Below are 20,434 nucleotides of genomic sequence, written 5' to 3'. Positions count from 1 at the left end.
GTACGAAAGCCGACACAAAAATATTTATCAGCGTTTATAAACAAGCATGGGCCGCGAATCGCGCCCGGGAATTTTAACTACCTAAATTGTAGCGCCTTGTTGAAAAATCTGCTTATTTTTGCCACACAAGAAAAAACAATAACAATCATATCATGAAAAAAGTACTATTTCTTTCAGCGGTTCTGGTAGCGTTCGCGGCCTGCAAACAAGAAAGCAAACCGGCGCCTGACCAGCCAACGGAAACCCAAACCGACACGACGAAAGTCGATACTGTCGCGCTTGTAAGCAATCACAACGACAAATTACTCGCTGACAACTACTCGAACGTGGAATCGCGTTTCGAGGTGTTGAGCACGGAATCTCAGGAGCCGAAATATGCATCTTTCGGGAAAAAAATCACCGCCGACAAAGCGCTTACGAACGTGCAGATGCTTAAAAAATACGAATCGTTAAAAACAGGGGATACGATCCAAGTGAAATTCAAATCGACAGTTACGTCCGTTTGCAAGAAAAAAGGTTGCTGGATGAAAATGACGTTGCCCGAGAAAAAAGAAGCGTTCGTGCGTTTCAAGGATTACGAATTTTTCGTGCCTTTGAATGCCGATAATTCACAGGGAATCGTGAGCGGAAAAGCGTTCATCGACGTGGTCACGGTCGCCGAATTGAAACACTACGCGAAAGACGGAGGGAAATCTCAGGCCGAAATCGACAAGATCAAAGAACCTCAGGTCACGTATGCTTTTACTGCTGACGGCGTTTTATTGCAACAATAATGAAGAATCTTTTTTTTGCGTTTGCATGCGCGATGCTGTTAACTGCCTGTAACAAGGAGAAAACGATAGACGGGAACGCATCGGTAGATTCCACGGCGGTCGACTCGTCGGCGTCGGGCAAAAAGTTCGAGATGTACGAAATGTCAGAGATGGCGATGCTCATGGAGCAGATGTATGTCGACAATAACCGGCTCAAGGAACGCATCAAAAGCGGCGATACGATAGGTAAGTTCCCGAATCATTTCCTTAAAATCCACAGCGCCGTGATGACCGATCCCGAGGAAAACGACGCATTTTTCAAGGAGCAGGCCCAAAACTATATCAAGGCCCAAGAACTGATCTACAGCGACCCGAAAAACGCGCAAAAGCATTTCAACGATGGCGTCGACGCCTGCATTTTGTGCCACGAGGTGAAATGCGCCGGGCCGATCGCACGCATCAAGAAGTTATACATCAAATAGTGAAACGCGAGATCATCCGCACGCTCGACGGTTCGACGACGATCCATTTACCCGAATGGGGCGAATCCTATCACTCGAAGCATGGCGCGATCCAGGAAGCGTACCACGTATTCATAAAGAACGGGCTTTCTCTTTTTGAGGGAAAGCCTGTTTCTATTTTGGAAATCGGCTTCGGAACCGGGCTCAATGCATTCATCACGTTTCTGGAGTCCGAAAAACACGATCAGGAAATCGATTATGTCGGGGTCGGTCGAGAAATTAGCGGGTCCGCCCGGAAAACGCGAGATGTTCCGCGCAAATAAAAATTAAGAAAATTTTCACATTTTCTGTCGTTTCGGTAAATTCTTTTCAAGTGTTTCCGCGCATTGTTGAAAATCCCACTGTTAATTAACAAACGTTGCGATAACTGTCAATTGATTTTTTCTTTACATTTGGAAAGAACCAATCAAACCACATTTCCAATCATTAACGTTCAAACACAGTATGAAGAGAACCATGTTTGCTTACACCAAGGAGATTCTTGAGAGAGTCAGTTTTGATCCTTCACTGTTCCGCAAAGAACTGGAAAAAGCATTTAGGATGTTGCTGCCTTACGAGGTAGAGCAATTAAAAGAATGGCTGTTGAATTTCACTCTCGGTAAACCCGAACTAAGGCAATGCCTGATTTATGTAAACAAATAAAACTGAAGGAGCTTAAACGGCTCCTTTTTTTGTGACTAATTACATAATATTTGTAGGATTTAGACTTCAGTTAATCTTAAAAAGTGCATTTTATCGATAAAAAATACACTTTATCGTGTTTTTATAGAGATTTCGTTTGGCTACATCGTTTGAGTTTTTTAGTTTTACCCCAACGTTCTGATATTAAGAAACCCTAAATCTTAAGATATGCCGCGAATGATCTATGATTACACCAAATCTGTTCTTGAAAGGGTAAGTTTTGACCCTTTGTTGTTCGTAAAGGAACTGAGGAAAGCAGTCAAAGTGCTGTTGCCTTACGAACTCGAGATGCTGACGAAATGGCTGGACTACTTCACGAATTCGAAACCCGAACTCAAGCCGTGTCTGGCAATCCTTCAAAAAGAAGCCGCGTAGGCTTCTTTTTTTATTCCTGTTTTTTATTTTGGTTTTTCTTCCGCTCGAATTTTTCGACGTCGCGTTTGGCCCGACGCCCGTAAAATACAGAGAATAGAAATCCTATCGCCAATGCGGTAAGCAACATGAATCCGTTGAGGCTCATCGTCTATTTTTTTGGCAATGGACTGATTATCTCGACGTTCTGGAATACGATCGCACCTTTCACAACTCCGGCTATCGTGGCGCGCAAGGCTTCGATGATGTGGATTTTGAGTTCGGTTTTCGGGAAAATCAAACTGACTTCGCGCGACGGCTTCGGATCCTTGAAGTGATGCAGTTTCGATTTGTCTTTTTCCTTAAGATCGAGCGTGTGCAAATAGGGCAGAAGCGTCGTGCCCAAACCTTCGTCGGCTAGTTTGATCAACGTTTCGAAACTCCCGCTCGCGATCTGGAAATGGCTGCTTTCATTGATGTCCGACCGTTTGCACAAGTTCAATATCCCGTCTCGGAAACAATGCCCGTCCTGCAAAAGCAAGATCTCATCAACATTTAGGTCGGCGACTTCGAGTTCGGTCTTTTCGGCTCCCGCGTGGCTTTCGGGAATATACGCGACGAACGGTTCGTAATACAATACGATTTCTTTGAGCTTTTCTTCTTCGAGCGGCGTCGCGGCTATTGCAGCATCGAGGTGGCCGTTTTTGAGACGCGTGATGATTTCCTCGGTGTTGAGTTCTTCGATGATGAGTTTGATCTTCGGATATTTCTTGATGAAGTTGTTCAGGAACATCGGGAGCAAGGTCGGCATGATCGTCGGGATGATTCCAAGTCGGAATTCGCCTCCGATGAAACCTTTCTGCTGGTCGACGATGTCTTTGATGCGCGTCGATTCGTTTACGATGTTTTTGGCCTGGGTGACGATTTTCTGGCCGATGTCGGTGAGTTGGATCGGTTTCTTGCTTCGGTCGAAAATCAAGACGCCGAGTTCGTCCTCGACCTTTTGGATCTGCATGCTCAGCGTGGGTTGTGTTACGAAGCATTTTTCGGCCGCAAGCGTGAAATTCTTGTGTTCGGCCACGGCTAGGACGTATGTGAGTTGTGTAATTGTCATCAATTGAAATTTGTGATAAAAATAAGAAAACTATAATTTTTAATTATCGATTCCGACAAAAATTCGCAGTAAATTTATTCGAAATAAACACAAAAAAACAGAACTATGAAAACCAATATGTTAGGATTGCCTGTCAAGGAATCTGAGGAAATCGTCGCGCAACTCAACGTGCTGCTCTCGAACTTCCAAGTCTATTACCAAAACCTTCGCGGCGTGCATTGGAATATCCGCGGCAAGCGTTTCTTTGACCTTCACGTGAAATTCGAGGAATTGTACAACGACGCCCAACTCAAGATCGACCTGATCGCCGAGCGCGTCCTGACTATCGGAGGAACGCCTTTGCATACGTTCGACGATTATCTCAAGAACAACAAACTCACCGTCGGGAAAAACATTTCGAATGATGAGAAAGCCGTGCAACTCATCGTGACATCGATTGCCGATTTGCTTAAGATCGAACGTGGAATCCTCGTGAAGTCAGGCGACATCGGCGATGAAGGAACGAACTCGATGATGAGCGACTTCATTTCGGAACAGGAAAAGACGGTTTGGATGATGAACGCTTGGTTGGAGGAAACGCTTTGAGTAGTTGATTTGTTTATGCGTTGTTCGTTGATTCGAAGGATCCGAGACACGGTCGTCTGCGGAAGACAATGATTCAAATTAACACATAACCAAATCAACAAATCGAGCTCTAGTTAAATTTATTCTAAATAAACCCAAATTTCGTTTGCAAAACCAGCCCTGACTGCTATTTTTGCGATATGAGAGCTTTAGTCAGACTGGTACTTCTGGTATTCGTGTTTTTCCTGTCGACGCCCACGATCGTGAGCGTAATCAAGAAATCATGTCCCACGGCCAGCTTTTACAACATGAGCGAGGAAGAACTGGCGCACAAAGAGGTCAAGGCTGAACTCAATTGCCATTTCGCCTACGAATTCCCGATGATCGAGCAAGTCTTGAAACAAGATTCGCCTTTGCATCCCGAACTCAACTACGATCCGCTCGCGGCACGCATCTTCGTTCCGCCACCTGAACAGGTTTAATACTCCGGGAACGGCATCGCGCCGATTTCATATCGTATTAAATCTATAAGGTCATGACAAAAAAAACAAACATTTTTGGCTACCTCAAGTCTGATTTTCCGTCAGGTTTGGTGGTATTTCTAGTGGCGCTTCCCTTATGTCTTGGGATTGCGCTCGCATCAGGCGCACCGCCGCTTTCAGGAATAATTGCGGGAATCGTCGGCGGTATCGTCGTTGGTTTCATGAGTAAATCGCATTTGAGCGTTTCGGGTCCGGCGGCCGGTTTAACGGCGATCGTCGTAACCGCGATCACTGACTTCGGAGCATTCGACATATTTCTCTTAGCGGTGATTACGGCCGGCGTCATCCAACTTATCCTGGGTTTTCTCAAAGCCGGAATGATTTCCAATTACCTACCGAACAACGTGATTGAGGGCATGCTTGCCGGTATCGGATTGATCATTATTTCAAAACAGATTCCGCACGCCTTGGGTTTCGATTCCGATTTTGAAGGAGACGAAGCGTTCAAGGAAATCGGCGGAGCGAATACGTTTTCAACGATCGCCGACGCATTCGGTCACATTCAGCTTGGCGCGGTGATCATTACGCTGGTGTCGCTTGGAATTTTGATCGCCTGGGAAAAAATCGGCGTGCTCAAACGTCTTAAATTATTTCCGGGCGCTTTGGCTGCGGTCTGCGCGGGTATCTTGCTCAACTTGATTTTCATTTCGATGAACAACGGAATGGCGGTCTCAGGCGAGCATTTGGTGACGCTTCCTGTTCCGCAATCATTCTCGGATCTCGCGAACTTCATCGTGATGCCGAATTTCACGGCTTTCAGTACCGAAGTCTTCACGACGGGCGCCATAATTGCGGCAGTAGCTTCAGTGGAAACACTTTTATGTATCGAGGCGGCTGACCGAATGGACGTGCAAAAACGTTACACCGACACGAACCACGAATTGAAAGCACAGGGAATCGGGAACATCATAAGCGGTTTCCTTGGCGGATTGCCGATGACGTCGGTCGTGGTGCGGACTTCGGCCAATGCGAACTCGGGTGCGCGGACAAAGATGTCGACAATAATACATGGTATTCTATTGTTGATCTGCGTATTGTCGATCCCGATGCTGCTCAACAAAATCCCATACGCGACACTCGCCGCCGTTTTGCTCATGGTCGGATATAAATTGGCGAAACCCGCGACTGTCATGCATTTCTGGCATCAGGGAAAATACCAGTTTATCCCGTTCATCGCGACAATGGTCTGCGTGTATTTCACCGATTTGCTCAAAGGAGTCGCCATCGGTCTTGCGATCGCGATCATCTTCATCCTTCGCGGGAATTTGAAGCGCGCCTACAACTTCCGTAAGGAACAATATGCTGACGGGGACGTGATCCACATCGATCTCGCGCAGGAAGTTTCTTTCCTAAACAAAGCCGCGATCAAACAGACGTTGAGCGACATTCCCGAGAAGTCAAAAGTGATCATCGATGCGTCCGATACGGTTTACATCGCGCACGACATTCTTGACATGATCAACGAATTCACGACCACGCGCGCTGTCGACGACAATATCCGCGTGCGATTGAAAGGATTCAAGAAAGCCTATAATTTAGAAAATTCTGAAACCGCGCTCAACAAAGTCAGCCTGCATCACCGCGAAGAAGCGATGAAACGCCAAGCCGACAGGGAGTTGCGTAAAAGCGAGTTTGCCGAGTCGAACGACTGATTTCTCGCGACTTATTTTTAATTTTAAAACAAATATTTTCAAATGGACGATTTTTATAAAAAACTACTGGACAACAACAAGAAATTCGTAGAAGAAACATTGAAGCTGGATCCTGAATATTTTACAGGTTTGGCGAAGGAGCAACATCCGCCGCTTTTGTGGATCGGTTGTTCTGATAGTCGCGTGCCGGCGAATCAGATCACGGGCACGAAACCGGGTGAAGTCTTCGTACACCGCAACATCGCGAACATGGTCCTGCATACCGACATGAACATGTTGAGCGTGCTCGATTACGCGGTGAATGTTCTCAAGGTGAAACACGTGATCGTGTGCGGACATTACGGCTGCGGTGGTATCAAAGCGGCGATGGGCAACCAATCGATCGGAATCATCGACAACTGGATCAGCCATATCAAGGATGTATATCGTTTGAATCGCGAGCGTCTCGATTCTATCGAAAACGAGGAAGAGCGTTTCAATGAATTCGTGGAAACCAACGTGAAGCACCAGGTAATAGACTTGGCCAGGACTTCGATCGTCCAAAATGCTTGGAACAACGGTCAGCAATTGACGTTGCACGGTTGGGTTTACGGATTGAATTCAGGATACGTGACCGACTTGGAGGTTTCCTTGAACTCGGATAAGGATCTCGATGACGTCCACAGATTCCACTTTAAAGTTGGAATATGACATAAAAAAGAAGCCGCTATTTTTTAGCGGCTTTTTTATTCTTCACTGTTTTCGTTGAACGCCGACGGCAGCATCTGCGGAATGAACTTTATAAGTATCGGCAGCAACAAACTTCCGCCCGGCAAAAGGAAAATCGTGAGCGACGGAATCGTCTTGCACACGTCGAGCAATTGCTTTCGGACTTTTTTCTTTTCCTTTTCGTCGAGATCGCGCGTTGTCGATGTGGCGAGCAATTTCATGAGCTCGCCGCTTTGCATGATTTCGCGCACCAAGCGGTTTTTATTGCGTCGGATCAAGATGATCACACTTTCAGTCATGTGATCGTAAAAGTGCTTTACGGGATTCGAATAATTGAAATACGCGATTTCCTTTTTGTAGCTCACTATGAAGTCGTTGACCTGAAAGATGCTTTCATCGACGATTTTCTCAGGAATCGACAGGAAACCCGCGATCGTGTGTATGAAATACGCTTCTTCGTTTTCCATCACGCCGTCGCTCCACATCGCCATTCCGGCCAAGTCAAGCAAATAATACTTTTCAAGCGCGTCCGTGAAATAACCAAGTTGCAGCGATTCCGGATTTTGGACCGTGACGTCGGCGAATTTGCCGTAGCGCAAGGACGTGTCGAACAGCTTGATGAGTAATTTGTCGTACTGGGATTTGCGCGATTTGGTCTGCAACGCGAGCGAGACGACACTTACGATGATTTCTTCGGCCCGCTTCAAATATTTATCGGGAATCGCACCTTGTTCGAGATATTTCTGGTACGCGATCACGTCGACGAAAAGCAACGCATTCGTAACGATGTGCGAGAAATTCTTGCTGATGATGTTGTCATTCGTCTGCACGCGCTCGTCGATGATCTTTTCGAGGTTGTACGACGGAACGTCTTCAGGCAACACTTTCTTGAACAGATTGAAACCTTTCGGATTCATCTCGTCATAGAACGCGATGGTTTCCGATATGAATTTCCGGATGTCGTCGTCCTCGCGGATTTCGACATATAATCGGTATAGGATGATGAGAAGCGCCAACTTGGAGCGTTCCTCGTCGAGCCAACCGTCGGTCTTGATTTTTTGGGAAGTGTAAAACGAAACGACGTGGCCGTATATGAAACCTGTCTTTCGGATCTCGCGGTAAAAAGCTTCCGAAGAACCGGTAGGAATATCTTTCCCGCTTTTTTGTCCCGAGAAAAATTTGTCGATCCAGCCGTGTGCCGAAGGATTGATCATCGAATTCGTTTAGGCTGCGAAATTAGTGTTATTTATTTTGAATTTTGGATTCTGAATGTCGAATTAAGATTTCGTCACAATTCGACATTCAAAACTCAAAATCCCGATACTATTTGATGATGCCGGCGCAAGCCACTCGTCCGCCTGCATTTCCTGTTGGTTGCGTCACGAAATCGTCGGCTTTTTCATGTACGATGAGCCCTTTTCCGATGATGTCTTTTTTCGGGTCGCCGCATCCGATGCACCATTCGGACGTCGTGACCGTAATGGTTCCGTTTCCGTTTTCATCGGCAGGAAAGTTTCCGATATCGCCTTTGTGGTAATCACCGACGCCCCATTTCCCGTGTTTTTTCGCGGTAGGATTCCAGTGTCCGCCCGCCGATTCGGCTTTGGGATCGGAACAATCGGCTTTTTCGTGGATGTGGATCGCGTGGATTCCGGGCGCCAATCCCGTAAGATTTGCAGTGAATCTCACTTCTCCGTTTTTCTCAGTGAACGTCGCTTCGCCTGAAACGCCGCTGTCACTCTTTTGGGCGAGCGCGACTTTTATTGTTTTTGACGGGGAAACCGCCGAATCTTTTTTACCTGAAGATTTACATCCGGCCAACGCGGCGATGCAAAAAATGGAATAGACTATCTTTCTCATGGGAAACGATTTTTAGTGTTTACTCAAATTTAGCGATTTGACCGAGGCTTCGAATTTTGGTTAACACGGCTTTAACGGTTGCCGTCACGCGCGAGCAAAGGTTAATCGTTAACTTTAGGATAAACAATACATATGATCTTGAAATCAGGTTACCCGTTTTGGCTTGTCAAGGATGGGCTTCCGTATAATTTTCCGAAACTCGACAAGGATATCGAAACCGATGTCGTCGTCCTGGGCGGCGGAATTTCGGGCGCTCTCGTGCGATATTATTTGGTCAATACTGGTGTCAAAACGGTTTTGATCGATGCGCGTACGATCGGGCTTGGAAGCACTTGCGCGAGTACGTCGCTGTTGCAATACGAAATCGACACGCCTTTGCACAAGCTGCGCGAAATGGTCGGAAAGGATTTCGCCGACCGTTCGTACCATTTGTGCAACAACGCGATCACGCAACTCGGCAAGATAGCGGCCACACACAAATGCGGCGATTTTGAATTCAAGGACAGCTTGTATTTCGCGGCTTACAAAAAAGACGTTTCCATGATTAAGAAGGAATTCGAAGCGCGAAAAAATGCGGGTTTCAACGTTGAATTTTTGGACGATAATAGGATCCGAAGCGAATTCGGGTTCGATTCGCCCGCGGGAATATTATCGCATCACGGTGCCCAACTCGACGTGTATTTATTTTCGCACGAACTTTTGCAACACAAGAAACAACAGCAGGCCGATATTTACGACCGAACCCGCGTCGTCAAAATAAAGCACCACAAAAATGGCGTCGACCTCGAAACCGAGAACGGCTGCAAGGTGAAGTGCACGAAATTGGTGTACGCGACAGGTTACGAGGTTGTCGACCAGATCGATGAAAATATAGTGGATTTGCTTTCGACGTATGCGATCGTCAGCGAGCAATTCAATGAGAAGACCGAATTCTGGAAACGCAACGCCTTGCTTTGGAACACGACCGATCCCTATTTGTATTTGCGAACGACGCCCGACCGCAGGATTTTGGTCGGAGGTCGCGATGAGGAATTCTCGACGCCCGCGAAACGCGAAAAGCTGCTCAAACGCAAGGCGAAACAGCTTACGAACGATTTCAAAAAATTGTTTCCCGACATCGCTTTTGAAATGGAATTCAGCTGGGCGGGAACGTTCGGCGCGACGAAAGACGGTTTGCCTTACATAGGCGAATATGAGAAACTGCCCAACAGTTATTTCGCGCTCGGATTCGGCGGAAACGGCATCACGTTCAGTTTGGTCGCCGCTGAAATCATCACCGATCTGATGCTTGGAAAGGAAAACAAGGATGCGGAAATCTTCAGGTTCGGGCGATAAAATCCGATAACGAAAACCGTGAAAACTGCAAGACGTTTGGATTGCCTGCGATTTAACTTTACGAAAAAGTCGAGTCATGGCAAAACCATCGGAATTTCCACAGCAAAAACAGAAAAGGCCGGGCAAGGAATCGAACATGGTTCCCGAGCCTGAAATCGTATATCCCGAATACAAGGGCAGCGAAAAACTAAAAGGTAAAATCGCTTTGATAACGGGCGGCGACAGTGGAATCGGGCGCAGCATCGCCGTTTATTTCGCCAAGGAAGGAGCCGATGTCGCGATCGTCTATTTGAACGAAGACGCCGACGCGAACCAAACCAAAGCGATAGTCGAAGCTGAAGGCCGCACGTGCCATCTCATAAAAGGCGACCTTAAAAAAGAGAGTTTCTGCAGATCGGTGATTGAAAAGACAATCTCGAAATTCGGGAAGCTCAATATCTTGGTCAATAATGCGGCCCGGCAATTTCCGCAGACCGAGCTGTCGGACATCACCAAGAAACAACTATCGGAAACTTTTGAAACCAATATTTATCCGTTCTTTTATCTGGTCAAGGAAGCCTTGCTGCATTTGAAATCAGGCGATTGTATCATAAATACGGCCTCGGTCACGGCATATCGTGGCAGTGAACACTTGCTCGATTATTCGAGCACGAAAGGTGCGATCGTCACGTTTACGCGTTCGCTTTCGACGATGCTTGCTGAGAAAGGAATTCGTGTAAATGCCGTCGCGCCGGGCCCGATTTGGACGCCTTTGATCGTTTCAACGTTTGATAAAGTAAGCGATTTTGGGCAGGACACGCCGATGAAAAGGGCAGGACAGCCGTCAGAAGTCGGACCGGCCTATGTGTTTTTGGCGAGTAAGGATGCGAGTTATATTACGGGCCAGGTGATTCATGTGAATGGCGGGGAAATGGTTGGGAGTTGATTTTGGATTTCGGATTTTCAGATTTCAGATTTTCAGATTTCGGATTTCAGATTTCAGATTTTAAGATTTTAAGATTTCAGATTTTCAGATTTCATATTTCATATTTTGAGATTTCAGATTGTCAGATTTTGGACTTTGGAGTTCTGTAAATCTGTAAATCTAACATCTGTAAATCCAACATCTGTCAATCTACCTAAGTTATCCGTCGTTTGTTGATTGATGTCACCCATTCGTCCTTGCGGCATTCGGGGCAGATGTGATGATCGGTCGCGGCGAGTTTTTCAGTGAATCCGCAGAAACTGCACGAATACATTCCGGATGAGAGGATTTGTTTGTGTTTCTCGGCGTAGAGGCTCGGAAGAATCGGCAGACCGTATTTCACGTCTTTGTCTTCATAATAATATATGCTGATTTCACCCGTGACTTCGATGATCGCCTGTTCGATCTGGCCTAAATGGGAAACGCTCTTGGTGCGCATCTCTGAGAAAAATTCATCGTAACCCAACGGCTCTTTGTCGAAGTTCGAGATGGAGAATTTCCCGTCGTCGACGAGGCAAATAGGTTCACCTTCAATGAACTTTTCAATCGCCGAACTTTTGAAGACCAAGTGTGTCGTTATCTTGTAAAGCAACACGATGAGCAGTAAAACGGTTATGGCGTTCAGAATTCCGACATCCTTGTAAAACATCGGGTCGCCCGCCGCCGATCCAAAACCTATGATGATAACCAATTCGAACACCGATAGCTGTTTCACGCCTCGTTTGCCCAAGATGCTCAACGCGAACAAAATGACGAGATACATTAAAAAAGTACGGATGATGATCTCGCCGTGAAAGCCCCAATCTTCACTGCCTTTAAGCATGGTTTCCCAATCGAAACCTTCAGGTTGTTGCTGCATGTTTTTTATGTTTGGATTCCAATCAAATTACGGAAATTATATGACAAATCATCTTGCATCATTATCACATTTTACTATATATTTACGAAAAATACGACCAGACAAATGAAGCTTTACATCAAATATGATATCAACCTGGCCTGCAAGGTCATTCTTCAGGAACAACTCGAGCATTACGGCATCGACTATGAACTCAAGGAATTGGGCGAGGTCGAGATCAAGGGCACGATGACGCCCGATGTGCAGAAGCAACTTGAGGCTTCATTGGAGCGTTACGGTATCCGAATCGTGAGCAACCACAAGAACACGCTCATTGAGAAGACCAAGGATATCATCATTGAAATGATCTACGAAAAAGAGAAGCTTCCGAACACGAACATCTCGACGTATCTGGCCGACCGATTGAACCACAGTTACGGTTATATTTCGAATTTGTTTTCAGAAGTCACATATTCGTCGATCGAAAACTTCATTATCATCCAAAAGATCGAGCGCGCCAAGCAGCTTATCATTGAAGGCGAACTGACACTTACAGAAATTTCGTACCAATTGAACTACAGTAGCGTCGCACACCTTTCGAACCAATTCAAGAAAACCACGGGACTTACCCCGACAGCCTTCCAACGCATCATTAAAAAGAGGGCCGGCGCGCGTTAGCCGATTTAAATTTGACGTACATTTAAGCCACCACACAAACAGAATGACGTTATGAAACCCGGGAAAACCATGATCCTGCTCGCAGACGACGATGAGGACGATCGTCTGTTCTTCAAGGATGCCATCGATTCGCTGAAACTCGATACGGAACTCAAGGTCGCGCACGACGGCGAAAAGCTCATGCACTATCTTGAAGACGAATCGAACGAATTGCCGCACATCCTTTTCTTAGATTTGAATATGCCGTGTAAAAACGGTTTCGAATGCCTTGAATCGATCCGCGGCAGCGAACGGTTGAAACATTTGACCATCGCCATTTATTCGACTTCGGGGTCTGAGGAAGACATCGAGGCCGCTTTCGTGAAAGGCGCGAACGTCTACATCCGCAAGCCGAGTGATTTCAATGCGCTCAAACGCGTGATTTCTGAAGTGCTGAACGTGAATTGGCAGTTTCATACGGGCGGATTGAATAAGGATACGTTTCTTTTTAGTATTTAGTATTGAGTATTGAGTTTTTCGGAATGCGAGAACGTCCGAGATAAAAATGGCATCGTCCCAAATCGAATTTAAAAGCCATCTAATGAAAATAAAAAAGTACGTTTCGCCTTCGTTCGTGTTGACGGTTGTCTTCGTGCTTTCGATATTCACGCTGTTTTTCATCGGCAGCATTTCGTTCAAGCAGATCAGGACGATGTCCGAGACGCAAAAGGCGATCACGCATTCGTTAGACGTTCGCGTGGAACTCGAACGCTTGTTCTCGGAACTCAAGGACGCCGAATCGGCTCATCGGGGTTATCTGCTCACGCACGACGAGCGCTATCTCGAGCCGTATAATTACAGTCACGTCCACATCAATAAATCGTTGCTTTCGATCAAGAAACTCACGCAAAGTAATCAGAAGCGCAAAGCCGAATTCGATACGTTGTACGTGATGATCAACGAACGTTTCCGCGTGTTTCGCGACAACATCAACCAAAGCAAGCGCTTCAGGAACGATTCGCCCGAGTTCAAGGAACAGATCTGGAAGGGAAAACTCGTCATGGATCGCATCCGCCTTCAAATCAACCAAATCGTCGAAAGCGAAAACAAGATTCTCGAAGCCCAGCAAAAAGCGCATGAGGACGAGATTACGTTCACGCCGTTCACCTCGTCGTTCCTCGTCATTTTTTCGATCATCGTTTTCCTGCTCACGTTTCTGAAACTCAAGAACAACGTGAAGCGTATGCGGTTGCTCAACCAATCGCTCAAGCACGTGAACGAGACGTTTGCGTATGCTGAGAACATAGGCGAGATCTGTCATTGGGAATACGATCTGAAGTCAAAGAAACTCACGTTCTCAGACAATCGATTCAAATTGTTGGCCTGCGAAATCGATTCGTTCGAGCCGACAGTAAAGAACTTCCTCAAATTCGTGCATCCGCAAGACCGCAGGCGCGTGAACGATTGTTTCGTGAAGTCGCTGAACCAGACGCCGTTCATCATCCAATACAAAGTAATCCGCGCCGACAGGAAAGGCCGCGTTTTCAGGACGATCAGCAAATTGGTGACTGACAGTTCGGGGCGCGAGACGATAATCGGGATCGATTGCGATATCACGAGCCAACATCGGAACACCGTAAAACTCGAACAGAAGAACAAGGAACTGGCGAGTACGAATTCGGAACTGTCGTCGTTCAACCACATCGTAAGCCACGATCTGCAGGAACCGATGCGCAAGATACAGATGTTCATTTCCCGCATCGACGAAAATGACCTGAAGTTGATTTCCGACAATTCGCGGTCGTATCTGCTGCGTATACAATCGTCGGCGAACCGAGCGCAGAAACTCATCGACGATCTTTTGGTCTATTCGCGCCTGAACCGAAACGAGAAACAGCCTGAGAACACCAATCTCAACGAGCTTCTCGAAAACGCGAAAACCGATCTTGCGCAGGTGATAGAGGAGAAGCACGCGACTTTTTTGTCGGACAAACTCCCGACGATCCGCGTCACGCCTTACCAGATTCAGCAACTCTTCGTGAACCTGATCAGCAATTCAATCAAGTACGCGCGCGAGGATGTGAAACCCGAAATCAACATCACATACCAAATCGTCGACGCGAAGGATGTGGCGAAACTCAAGAAGCAATCGGGTAGGAAATACCATGAGATCGCTTTTTCAGACAACGGCATCGGCTTCGAACCTGAATACGAATCGAAGATTTTCGTGTTGTTTCACCGACTCCATGATAAGGAAAAATATTCGGGAACGGGAATCGGGTTGGCGATCTGTAAGAAAATGGCCGAAAGCCACGACGGTTTTATTTTCGCCGAGGGAAATCCTGGAAGCGGAGCCACGTTTCGATTGTATCTGCCTGTTCTTTAAATCTAAATTTTTCGTTCACTTTTAGGGGCGGATTTTAAGAATCGGCACAAATTATCGGCGCTCCATGTCGTAAAATCTGCAATTCGGGAAATATTATAAGAATTGCAAAATATCCTGTAACGCATATCGGTTTAGGAAATGGCAACTTTGTGAAATACAAACACAAAATCCATTAGTTATGAAAAATTCCTATTTCTTCAGATTATGCGCAGCCTCGATGCTATTGCTTTTAGCTTTTACTCTTTCATTCCAATCTTGCGATAAAAAAGAGAAATCAACCGATACTGAAGAAGTCGCCGAAGAACAAAACGAAGCGAAATTCGACAATGACTCGACAGGTGTTGAGAACGACGCAAAAGAAGACGATTCTGAATTCCTTATGGCAGTTGCCGAAGTCGACATGAAAGAAATCGAACTCGGAAAACTCGCCCAAAAAAGTGCGAACGCCGACGTCAAGGCTTTAGGGACGATGATGGTTACGGCTCACACGGCCACATCTACTGAAGTTGAGTTGCTTGCTACCGCCAAAAATATCAGCCTTCCAAAAGGGTTGACTGAGGACGGAAAAGAAGCCTATAATAAACTCAACGAGAAAAAGGCTGCCGATTTTGACAAAGCCTACGCCGACAAAATGGTCGAAGGTCACGAGAAAACTATCAAGAAGTTCGAGGAATACGTGAAAGAAGGAACCGATGCTGAAATCAAGGCTTGGGCCCAGAAAACGCTTCCCGTCCTGAACACGCATCTTCAACATTCGAAAGAAGTTCAGGCAAAATTGAAATAAATAAACCGAGTACCTAAATAACAAATAGAACTATAAACTAAAAACAACACAGAAACCATGGGAAATTTATTGTACACAATAGCAGTGATCCTGGTGATCATTTGGGCGATCAGCTTTTTAGGAGGCTTTTACTCAGGAGGAATTATCCACATCTTATTGGTAATCGCGGTGATCGTCGTATTGCTTCGCGTTATCCAGGGCAGAAAACCGCTATAACGGAATAACAAACTGAATTTTTAATCATTAAAACCAAATGTCATGAGCAATAAAAATGTATTGATAGGACTTTTCGCAGGTGTGGCCGTTGGCGCTGCGCTAGGAATACTTTTCGCACCTGATAAAGGAAGCGAGACACGCAAGAAAATCAAAGATAAAGGTGCAGACCTTAAAGGTCAGGCAGTCGATAAGTACGGACAGATCGTAGATGCTGCTTCCGAAAAAATCGAAAGCGTGAAATCCAAATTTAACGAACTCACCGGAAAGGCCGAGAAAGCCGTAAACGGTGTCGCAGAACAAACCAATGCCACAGTATAGATAATTGAGTTAATCTGTAGGAAAGAATCGCACATCGCGGTTCTTTTTTTTGTTTAAGGTTTAGGAATTTGCATTCGGTGTAAACTCTAAATTCCAAATTTCAAACAAAAATAACGTCAAAATGAAATAATGTAACAAACCACAAAAATCCTGTAACAAAACGATTGCGAGATTGCCGCATCTTTGTCATGTAGAGCAATCACAACGATTCAAGGGACTACAATAAATGTTTGTTTGGTTTTTGCAGGATGCATATCGTTACTCTCTAAACAATATGCTCATGCAAGTAAAAGCGGCCGCTTCCTCAATGGCCGCTTTTTTAATTTTATAAAGTGCATAGTGCAAAGTACAAAGTGCAAAGTTTGGTCAAGAAGACCCGGCTTTGTACTTTGCACTTTGAACTTTTTACACTCATTTACTCTTCTCCCCAACAAAATAATCACTCTGCAACTTAAACAACACATTAAAAGTCGTCAGTGATCCGTAAATGCGCGTGATATATTGTTGGAGTTCGACCTTCTCGGCATTGTCGAGATTGCTCGCATTGATTTTTTGCTCCATGACGCGAAGGCGGTCGCGCACCATCACGATTTTATTGAAGAACGTGTCGATCGGAACATCTTTGCCCTGGACGCCGTTTTGTCCCGGCTCGAGTTTGAGGTTGCCGCCTTTCCATTTGTCGGCGATGGGAACGGCTTCGGTCGTATCGCTCCAACGTTGCAGGATTTTCTTGAGGGATTTCTCGACATCGACGAAACTTACCGTATCGACTTCGTTTTCGGCTGCGTCGATGACCGTGAATTCATCGTTGAGCGCGATCGTTTCCAAACCGCCTTCGATGAACGTCACCCAATAATCTTTAGAAGAAACATTCGTCACGACACCTTTTCCGTATTCGGGATGATCGATGCGCGAACCAATTCCAAGTAATTTCATAATCAGTTGTTTTTAAAAAGTCCTTAAAAATAAGGAACTCGCGTGGAAATCGTCCGATAATTTCAAACGCTACTTCAAATAATTTGTAAATTTGGATCGACCAACGAAACAAAAAACCATGAGAAAACTGCTTTTTTTCCTTCCGATATTGTTCGTCGTTTCCTGCAAATGCAAACAAAAAGTCCCGACGATCAACGGCAGTTGGACACTCGAATACCTCTCGGCTCCGGGCGCCGACTTCACAAAACTTTATCCGAACGAAAAACCGACTCTCAACGTCGATGTCGTACAGAACCAGGCGTCTGGTAAAAACGGCTGCAATAATTTCTCAGGTGGCGTGAAGGTCGTCGGAAACCTCGTCACATTCGACCAAAACATGATCACGACCAAAATGTTTTGCCCCGGCGATGGCGAACGCATTTTCATGGGCGCATTATTTAAAGCGAACGCCTACACATTCGATTCCGAGGGCAAACTCACATTGCTCAACGACGACATCGCGATCATGCGATTTGCCAAAAAATAAAAACGCCCCGGTTTCCCGAGACGTCTTTGGCCTTAACTTAACTAATTGCTTTAAGCCGAAGCTCTATGCTTTACGCTTTTCTATTTTAAAAATGATATCCGTTCGCTGACACGACATTCTCGGCGATCGTCTCGCGCAACGCGACTACGTTCGGCATATTCGCATATTTCGTGAATCGGCGCAATCCCATCATCATCACGCGCTGTTCGTCTCCTTCGCTGAATGACGCGACGCCTTCTTTTCCTTTCGATCCGACGATGTCAACGGCTTTGTACAAGTATAATTTTGCCATGGCGATCTGGGCTTTCGCGGCTTCTTCTCCGATGGATTTCGCGAGTTTTTCGGTGCGCAAAATCGTCGATTCGGCCACATAGATCTCAATCAACATGTCGGCCGCCGCCATCAAGAGCTGTTGGTGCGAATCCAAATCCGGACCGTACTTCTGGACAGCCGAACCTGCGACCATCAAAAATGCGTTCTTCAGTTTCTTGATGATGTCTTTTTCTTCGCTGAACAATTCCGAATAATCGGGCGTGTTGAAATCGGGAATTCCCATGAGTTCTTCCTGGACTTTCATCGCCGGTCCGAGCAAATCCACGTGGCCTTTCATCGCTTTCTTGATCAACATTCCCACCGAAAGCATTCGGTTGATCTCGTTCGTTCCTTCGTAAATACGTGAAATACGTGCATCTCTCCAAGCCGATTCCATCGGAGTATCTTCAGAAAATCCCATTCCACCGAAGATTTGTATGCCTTCGTCGGCGCAATTCTGAACGTCTTCAGAAACCGCGACTTTAATGATCGAACATTCGATCGCGTATTCCTCGACGCCTTTCAATTCAGCTTCCTGGTGAGACGCTCCGGCGGCTTCGCGAGCGGCGATGCGTGTTTGTATGTCATAAGCGGCGCGATAGGTTGCGCTTTCTCCCGCGTAGCACGAAGTCGCCATTTCGGCCAATTTCGCGCGGATTGCTCCGAACGATGCGATCGGCGTATTGAATTGCACGCGATCGCTTGCATATTTCGCGGCTTCGGTCGTGATTCGGCGTTGTGCGTCGAGACAGGCGGCTCCGAGTTTGATTCGTCCGACGTTCAGCGCATTCATTGCGATCTTAAAGCCGTTTCCGCGTTCCGACAACATATTCTCGACCGGAACTTTCGTTTCATTAAAGAAAACCTGTCGCGTCGAGCTTGCGCGGATGCCAAGTTTGTGTTCTTCTTCCCCGAGCGTGATTCCGTTCGACGGATCATTTTCGATAATGAATCCCGTGATGTTCTTATCGTCGCCGATTCTCGCGAACACGATGAATACCGAACAGAATCCGGCGTTCGAGATCCACATTTTTTGTCCCGTGATCGAATAGTATTTTCCATCGTCGGATAAAACGGCTTTGGTTTTTCCCGAATTCGCATCCGATCCTGCGCCCGGTTCGGTAAGGCAATATGCTCCGAACCATTCGCCTGAAGCGAGTTTCGGTACGTATTTTTGTTTTTGTTCCTCAGTTCCGTATAACGTGATCGGCATGGTCCCGATTCCCGTGTGCGCTCCGAAAGCCGTCGAAAACGAACCCGTCGCGCCTGAGATGTAGTCGCACACCAAAACCGTATCGACGAATCCCATTCCCATTCCGCCGTAGGCCTCGGGAACGGATACGCTTAGGAAGCCCATTTCGCCAGCCTTTCGCATCGTGGCTTCCGTGTAGGCGTAGTCTTTCTTTTCGAATTTTTCTTTGTGCGCCCAAAGTTCCTTGTCGGTGAATTCCTTGACCGAATCGCGCATCATGCGTTGCTCTTCGGAGAAATCTTCGGGTGTGAAGATGTCTTGGGATTGGGTTTCTTTGACGAGGAATTGGCCTCCGCGGGTTACGTCTTTTTCGATTGCTGTTTCCATATTTTTGGTTCGTTTTGGCTTCGCTTCGCTCGGCCTTGGTTAATTTTTTTGCCACGGAGACACGAAGTCACGAAGGCGCAAAGTTTTTTTGGTTTCGTTTGGTGGCTTCGCTTCGCTCGGCCTTGGTTAATTTTTTTTGCCACGAAGACATGAAGTCACGAAGGCGCAAAGTTTTTTTGGTTTCGTTCGGCGGCCTCGCTGCGCTCGGCCTTTTGGTTAATTCTTTTTGCCACGAAGACAGGAAGTCACGAAGGCGCAAAGTTTTTTTTTCTCGTTTGGCGGCCTTGCTTCGCTCGGCCTCGATTAATTTTTTTGCCACGAAGACACGAAGACACGAAGACTCGAAGGCGCAAAGTTCTTTTGTTTCGTTTGGCGGCCTCGCTACGCTCGGCCTTATTTTTTAGGCCACAGATTCACAGATTTCTACTCACTTGCTGCTAAATGATTTAAGCATTTGTATTAATTTTTAAGACTTTTGCTTTTTGAATCGCAAAAGTCGAAAGCGCAGCTTTGAAAAATCCAAATAAAATCTGTGAATCTGTGGCTAACTTTTTTCAGATTTAATTATAACAGAGATAGCTAAATCAAATAATTTCATAAACTCCCGCTGCGCCCTGTCCGGTTCCCACGCACATCGTCACAATTCCGTATTTGTTGCCGCGTTTTTTCATCTCGTCAAACAATTGCACCGACAATTTCGCGCCCGTACAGCCCAGCGGATGCCCGAGTGCGATCGCGCCTCCGTTCACGTTCACGATGTCGGGATTGATGCCGAGTTCGCGAATGACCGCGAGAGATTGTGATGCGAATGCCTCGTTCAACTCGAATAATTCGATGT

24 protein-coding genes and 2 pseudogenes are annotated in these 20,434 nt (G+C 46.3%); 18 read left to right on the top strand and 8 right to left on the bottom strand.

What is annotated here, in order from left to right:
• The first annotated feature begins 152 nt into the window (after positions 1–152).
• The 5 genes and pseudogenes from EOO50_RS04640 to EOO50_RS04620 all read left to right on the top strand — a co-directional run bounded on the left by EOO50_RS04640 (position 153) and on the right by EOO50_RS04620 (position 2,329).
• The gene (locus EOO50_RS04640; RefSeq protein ID WP_290838305.1) at positions 153–773 is read left to right on the top strand and encodes a DUF4920 domain-containing protein; all 621 of its coding nucleotides are present in this window, start codon (positions 153–155) and stop codon (positions 771–773) included.
• The gene (locus tag EOO50_RS04635; RefSeq protein WP_290838303.1) at positions 773–1,234 is read left to right on the top strand and encodes a hypothetical protein; all 462 of its coding nucleotides are present in this window, start codon (positions 773–775) and stop codon (positions 1,232–1,234) included. Before EOO50_RS04640 ends, EOO50_RS04635 begins: the two co-directional genes overlap by 1 nt.
• Positions 1,234–1,482: pseudogene (locus EOO50_RS04630) on the top strand (SAM-dependent methyltransferase); the annotation flags it as partial. The gene EOO50_RS04635 and the pseudogene EOO50_RS04630, both read left to right, overlap by 1 nt.
• Positions 1,483–1,717: 235 nt before the next feature.
• The gene (locus EOO50_RS04625; protein ID WP_290838302.1) at positions 1,718–1,915 is read left to right on the top strand and encodes a hypothetical protein; all 198 of its coding nucleotides are present in this window, start codon (positions 1,718–1,720) and stop codon (positions 1,913–1,915) included.
• A 207-nt stretch (positions 1,916–2,122) separates the two neighbouring features.
• Complete coding sequence (locus EOO50_RS04620; protein WP_290838300.1) at positions 2,123–2,329, top strand: hypothetical protein; 207 nt, start codon at positions 2,123–2,125, stop codon at positions 2,327–2,329.
• Positions 2,330–2,339: 10 nt separating this feature from the next.
• Here the strand turns inward: EOO50_RS04620 and EOO50_RS04615 are convergent, their stop codons facing one another.
• A complete protein-coding gene (locus EOO50_RS04615; protein WP_290838299.1) occupies positions 2,340–2,474 on the bottom strand; it encodes a hypothetical protein in 135 nt (44 codons plus the stop codon).
• Between the two features lie 3 nt (positions 2,475–2,477).
• Positions 2,478–3,419, bottom strand: coding sequence for a LysR substrate-binding domain-containing protein (locus EOO50_RS04610; RefSeq protein WP_290838297.1), 942 nt, complete (start codon positions 3,417–3,419; stop codon positions 2,478–2,480).
• A 105-nt stretch (positions 3,420–3,524) separates the two neighbouring features.
• Here EOO50_RS04610 and EOO50_RS04605 point away from each other — a divergent pair, with 105 nt between their 5' ends.
• From EOO50_RS04605 to EOO50_RS04590, 4 genes are all read left to right on the top strand, one after another.
• The gene (locus EOO50_RS04605) at positions 3,525–4,004 is read left to right on the top strand and encodes a Dps family protein (RefSeq protein ID WP_290838295.1); all 480 of its coding nucleotides are present in this window, start codon (positions 3,525–3,527) and stop codon (positions 4,002–4,004) included.
• Positions 4,005–4,183: 179 nt separating this feature from the next.
• Complete coding sequence (locus tag EOO50_RS04600) at positions 4,184–4,465, top strand: hypothetical protein (protein ID WP_290838294.1); 282 nt, start codon at positions 4,184–4,186, stop codon at positions 4,463–4,465.
• A 53-nt stretch (positions 4,466–4,518) separates the two neighbouring features.
• Complete coding sequence (locus tag EOO50_RS04595) at positions 4,519–6,177, top strand: SulP family inorganic anion transporter (protein WP_290838293.1); 1,659 nt, start codon at positions 4,519–4,521, stop codon at positions 6,175–6,177.
• 42 nt (positions 6,178–6,219) lie between these two features.
• Positions 6,220–6,867, top strand: a complete 648-nt coding sequence (locus EOO50_RS04590) for a carbonic anhydrase (protein ID WP_290838292.1) — start codon at positions 6,220–6,222, stop codon at positions 6,865–6,867.
• Positions 6,868–6,902: 35 nt separating this feature from the next.
• Here the strand turns inward: EOO50_RS04590 and EOO50_RS04585 are convergent, their stop codons facing one another.
• Positions 6,903–8,099, bottom strand: coding sequence for an LETM1-related biofilm-associated protein (locus EOO50_RS04585; protein ID WP_290838291.1), 1,197 nt, complete (start codon positions 8,097–8,099; stop codon positions 6,903–6,905).
• Between the two features lie 109 nt (positions 8,100–8,208).
• Positions 8,209–8,745: a superoxide dismutase family protein gene (locus EOO50_RS04580; protein WP_290838289.1), complete on the bottom strand. Its 537-nt coding sequence runs from the start codon at positions 8,743–8,745 to the stop codon at positions 8,209–8,211.
• A 132-nt stretch (positions 8,746–8,877) separates the two neighbouring features.
• Here EOO50_RS04580 and EOO50_RS04575 point away from each other — a divergent pair, with 132 nt between their 5' ends.
• Positions 8,878–10,080 carry an FAD-binding oxidoreductase gene (locus EOO50_RS04575; protein WP_290838288.1) on the top strand — a complete coding sequence of 401 codons (1,203 nt, stop codon included), beginning with the start codon at positions 8,878–8,880 and terminating at the stop codon, positions 10,078–10,080.
• Between the two features lie 76 nt (positions 10,081–10,156).
• On the top strand, positions 10,157–11,005 hold the full coding sequence (locus EOO50_RS04570; protein WP_290838287.1) for an SDR family oxidoreductase: 849 nt from the start codon (positions 10,157–10,159) through the stop codon (positions 11,003–11,005).
• A 193-nt stretch (positions 11,006–11,198) separates the two neighbouring features.
• Here the strand turns inward: EOO50_RS04570 and EOO50_RS04565 are convergent, their stop codons facing one another.
• The gene (locus tag EOO50_RS04565; RefSeq protein ID WP_290838286.1) at positions 11,199–11,903 is read right to left on the bottom strand and encodes a YetF domain-containing protein; all 705 of its coding nucleotides are present in this window, start codon (positions 11,901–11,903) and stop codon (positions 11,199–11,201) included.
• Positions 11,904–12,008: 105 nt separating this feature from the next.
• On the opposite strand from EOO50_RS04565, the gene EOO50_RS04560 reads away from it, so the two are divergent.
• From EOO50_RS04560 to EOO50_RS04535, 6 genes are all read left to right on the top strand, one after another.
• Positions 12,009–12,560, top strand: coding sequence for an AraC family transcriptional regulator (locus EOO50_RS04560; RefSeq protein ID WP_290838284.1), 552 nt, complete (start codon positions 12,009–12,011; stop codon positions 12,558–12,560).
• A 51-nt stretch (positions 12,561–12,611) separates the two neighbouring features.
• Positions 12,612–13,058: a response regulator gene (locus tag EOO50_RS04555; RefSeq protein WP_290838283.1), complete on the top strand. Its 447-nt coding sequence runs from the start codon at positions 12,612–12,614 to the stop codon at positions 13,056–13,058.
• Positions 13,059–13,140: 82 nt separating this feature from the next.
• Positions 13,141–14,925, top strand: a complete 1,785-nt coding sequence (locus tag EOO50_RS04550) for a CHASE3 domain-containing protein (RefSeq protein WP_290838281.1) — start codon at positions 13,141–13,143, stop codon at positions 14,923–14,925.
• 178 nt (positions 14,926–15,103) lie between these two features.
• A complete protein-coding gene (locus tag EOO50_RS04545) occupies positions 15,104–15,709 on the top strand; it encodes a DUF4142 domain-containing protein (protein WP_290838279.1) in 606 nt (201 codons plus the stop codon).
• Positions 15,710–15,766: 57 nt separating this feature from the next.
• A complete protein-coding gene (locus tag EOO50_RS04540) occupies positions 15,767–15,925 on the top strand; it encodes a lmo0937 family membrane protein (RefSeq protein WP_290838278.1) in 159 nt (52 codons plus the stop codon).
• Between the two features lie 42 nt (positions 15,926–15,967).
• Positions 15,968–16,243, top strand: coding sequence for a YtxH domain-containing protein (locus EOO50_RS04535; RefSeq protein ID WP_290838277.1), 276 nt, complete (start codon positions 15,968–15,970; stop codon positions 16,241–16,243).
• Positions 16,244–16,654: 411 nt separating this feature from the next.
• Here EOO50_RS04535 and EOO50_RS04530 read toward each other — a convergent pair whose 3' ends face one another.
• Positions 16,655–17,179 carry a hypothetical protein gene (locus tag EOO50_RS04530; protein WP_290838276.1) on the bottom strand — a complete coding sequence of 175 codons (525 nt, stop codon included), beginning with the start codon at positions 17,177–17,179 and terminating at the stop codon, positions 16,655–16,657.
• A 118-nt stretch (positions 17,180–17,297) separates the two neighbouring features.
• On the opposite strand from EOO50_RS04530, the gene EOO50_RS04525 reads away from it, so the two are divergent.
• Positions 17,298–17,705 (top strand): META domain-containing protein, encoded by a 408-nt coding sequence (locus EOO50_RS04525; protein WP_290838275.1) that lies wholly within the window; start codon positions 17,298–17,300, stop codon positions 17,703–17,705.
• 85 nt (positions 17,706–17,790) lie between these two features.
• On the opposite strand, the gene EOO50_RS04520 is transcribed toward EOO50_RS04525, so the two are convergent.
• Together EOO50_RS04520 and EOO50_RS04515 are read right to left on the bottom strand one after the other, a co-directional pair.
• A complete protein-coding gene (locus tag EOO50_RS04520; protein WP_290838273.1) occupies positions 17,791–19,596 on the bottom strand; it encodes an acyl-CoA dehydrogenase family protein in 1,806 nt (601 codons plus the stop codon).
• A 584-nt stretch (positions 19,597–20,180) separates the two neighbouring features.
• Positions 20,181–20,434: pseudogene (locus EOO50_RS04515) on the bottom strand (acetyl-CoA C-acyltransferase); the annotation flags it as partial.

The sequence above is a fragment of the Flavobacterium sp. genome (genome assembly GCF_004211145.1).
Taxonomy (GTDB): Bacteria; Bacteroidota; Bacteroidia; order Flavobacteriales; family Flavobacteriaceae; genus Flavobacterium.
The sequence above is the reverse complement of the archived record's forward strand: the minus strand, read 5'-3'. Positions and strand labels throughout refer to the sequence as shown.

What these genes read in the sequence shown, in the direction of transcription:
- EOO50_RS04640 (WP_290838305.1), top strand. Translation starts at nt 153, where the DNA reads ATGAAAAAAGTACTATTTCTTTCAGCGGTTCTGGTAGCGTTCGCGGCC.
- EOO50_RS04635 (WP_290838303.1), top strand. Translation starts at nt 773, where the DNA reads ATGAAGAATCTTTTTTTTGCGTTTGCATGCGCGATGCTGTTAACTGCC.
- EOO50_RS04625 (WP_290838302.1), top strand. Translation starts at nt 1,718, where the DNA reads ATGAAGAGAACCATGTTTGCTTACACCAAGGAGATTCTTGAGAGAGTC.
- EOO50_RS04620 (WP_290838300.1), top strand. Translation starts at nt 2,123, where the DNA reads ATGCCGCGAATGATCTATGATTACACCAAATCTGTTCTTGAAAGGGTA.
- EOO50_RS04615 (WP_290838299.1), bottom strand. Translation starts at nt 2,474, where the DNA reads ATGAGCCTCAACGGATTCATGTTGCTTACCGCATTGGCGATAGGATTT.
- EOO50_RS04610 (WP_290838297.1), bottom strand. Translation starts at nt 3,419, where the DNA reads ATGACAATTACACAACTCACATACGTCCTAGCCGTGGCCGAACACAAG.
- EOO50_RS04605 (WP_290838295.1), top strand. Translation starts at nt 3,525, where the DNA reads ATGAAAACCAATATGTTAGGATTGCCTGTCAAGGAATCTGAGGAAATC.
- EOO50_RS04600 (WP_290838294.1), top strand. Translation starts at nt 4,184, where the DNA reads ATGAGAGCTTTAGTCAGACTGGTACTTCTGGTATTCGTGTTTTTCCTG.
- EOO50_RS04595 (WP_290838293.1), top strand. Translation starts at nt 4,519, where the DNA reads ATGACAAAAAAAACAAACATTTTTGGCTACCTCAAGTCTGATTTTCCG.
- EOO50_RS04590 (WP_290838292.1), top strand. Translation starts at nt 6,220, where the DNA reads ATGGACGATTTTTATAAAAAACTACTGGACAACAACAAGAAATTCGTA.
- EOO50_RS04585 (WP_290838291.1), bottom strand. Translation starts at nt 8,099, where the DNA reads ATGATCAATCCTTCGGCACACGGCTGGATCGACAAATTTTTCTCGGGA.
- EOO50_RS04580 (WP_290838289.1), bottom strand. Translation starts at nt 8,745, where the DNA reads ATGAGAAAGATAGTCTATTCCATTTTTTGCATCGCCGCGTTGGCCGGA.
- EOO50_RS04575 (WP_290838288.1), top strand. Translation starts at nt 8,878, where the DNA reads ATGATCTTGAAATCAGGTTACCCGTTTTGGCTTGTCAAGGATGGGCTT.
- EOO50_RS04570 (WP_290838287.1), top strand. Translation starts at nt 10,157, where the DNA reads ATGGCAAAACCATCGGAATTTCCACAGCAAAAACAGAAAAGGCCGGGC.
- EOO50_RS04565 (WP_290838286.1), bottom strand. Translation starts at nt 11,903, where the DNA reads ATGCAGCAACAACCTGAAGGTTTCGATTGGGAAACCATGCTTAAAGGC.
- EOO50_RS04560 (WP_290838284.1), top strand. Translation starts at nt 12,009, where the DNA reads ATGAAGCTTTACATCAAATATGATATCAACCTGGCCTGCAAGGTCATT.
- EOO50_RS04555 (WP_290838283.1), top strand. Translation starts at nt 12,612, where the DNA reads ATGAAACCCGGGAAAACCATGATCCTGCTCGCAGACGACGATGAGGAC.
- EOO50_RS04550 (WP_290838281.1), top strand. Translation starts at nt 13,141, where the DNA reads ATGAAAATAAAAAAGTACGTTTCGCCTTCGTTCGTGTTGACGGTTGTC.
- EOO50_RS04545 (WP_290838279.1), top strand. Translation starts at nt 15,104, where the DNA reads ATGAAAAATTCCTATTTCTTCAGATTATGCGCAGCCTCGATGCTATTG.
- EOO50_RS04540 (WP_290838278.1), top strand. Translation starts at nt 15,767, where the DNA reads ATGGGAAATTTATTGTACACAATAGCAGTGATCCTGGTGATCATTTGG.
- EOO50_RS04535 (WP_290838277.1), top strand. Translation starts at nt 15,968, where the DNA reads ATGAGCAATAAAAATGTATTGATAGGACTTTTCGCAGGTGTGGCCGTT.
- EOO50_RS04530 (WP_290838276.1), bottom strand. Translation starts at nt 17,179, where the DNA reads ATGAAATTACTTGGAATTGGTTCGCGCATCGATCATCCCGAATACGGA.
- EOO50_RS04525 (WP_290838275.1), top strand. Translation starts at nt 17,298, where the DNA reads ATGAGAAAACTGCTTTTTTTCCTTCCGATATTGTTCGTCGTTTCCTGC.
- EOO50_RS04520 (WP_290838273.1), bottom strand. Translation starts at nt 19,596, where the DNA reads ATGGAAACAGCAATCGAAAAAGACGTAACCCGCGGAGGCCAATTCCTC.